This is a genomic window from Rhizobium sp. BR 317 (assembly GCF_047445835.1).
Lineage (GTDB): Bacteria > Pseudomonadota > Alphaproteobacteria > Rhizobiales > Rhizobiaceae > Rhizobium > Rhizobium paranaense.
In genome coordinates, this window is sequence record NZ_JARWLB010000160.1 from 1 (window position 1) to 989 (window position 989).

General features: G+C 59.8%; 2 protein-coding genes. Both read left to right on the top strand.

Translation table 11 applies throughout. From position 1 onward, the window contains the following. Window positions 1–313 (top strand): HAD-IA family hydrolase (locus QD357_RS32515; RefSeq protein ID WP_414126114.1); only part of this gene is annotated, 313 nt, incomplete at its 5' end. Between the two features lie 14 nt (window positions 314–327). Further along, window positions 328–989, top strand: a 662-nt coding sequence (locus QD357_RS32520) for an aldehyde dehydrogenase family protein (protein ID WP_414126115.1), incomplete at its 3' end; no start/stop codon positions are given.

Consider the following 989-nt stretch of genomic DNA (forward strand, 5'->3'; position numbering starts at 1 on the left):
CGTCAATATGGCAAAGCATGCCGACTTGCCGTGGGACAACGTGTTCTCCTGCGAGCTTTTCCAGCACTACAAGCCCGATCCTGAGACCTACCTCGGGGTCTGCAAACTCCTTTATCTGGAGCCCGGGGCCGTCATGATGTGCGCTGCCCACAACTACGATCTTGCCGCCGCGCGCAGCCTTGGCCTTAAAACCGCATTCATCGCACGACCCACCGAATACGGCGAGGGCCAGACGACCGACCTCACAGCCGAGCAGCGCTGGGATTACGTCGCMGACGATCTCGAAGACCTCGCCCGACAACTCGGATGCTAGAAGAGAGAAAGACAATGCAGACATACAAGATGTTCATCGACGGCAAGTGGGAAGACGCTGCCAACGGAGATACGTTCGAGACGAAGAACCCTTTCAACGGGCAGACCTGGGCCGCTATTCCGAAGGGCGGCAGGGAAGATGCGGAACGAGCAGTCGAGGCTGCGCACMGCGCCTTCACGAGTGGTCCGTGGCCGAAGCTCACCGCGAGCGCCCGCGGACACCTTCTTCGGCGTCTTGGCGATCTGATCGCCGAGAATGCGGAGCATCTCGCGACGATCGAGGTTACGGACAACGGCAAGCTCATCAACGAGATGCTGTTTCAGCTCAAATACATCCCGCAGTGGTACTACTACTTCGGCGGGCTGGCGGACAAGATCGAAGGAGCGGTCATCCCGATCGATAAGGCGGACACCTTCAACTTCACTCGTAATGAGCCGCTCGGCGTCTGCGTCGGGATTACGCCGTGGAACTCCCCTCTCCTGCTGCTCGCCTACAAGCTGGCACCGGCACTCGCCGCAGGGAACACATTCGTGGCAAAGCCCTCGGAGTTCACGTCTGCTTCGACCCTTGAGTTMGCAAAGCTCGTCGAGCAGGCTGGCTTTCCCGCGGGCGTCTTCAACGTCGTTACAGGGTTCGGCGCAGATGTCGGCGAGACGCTGACGACCCACAAGTACGT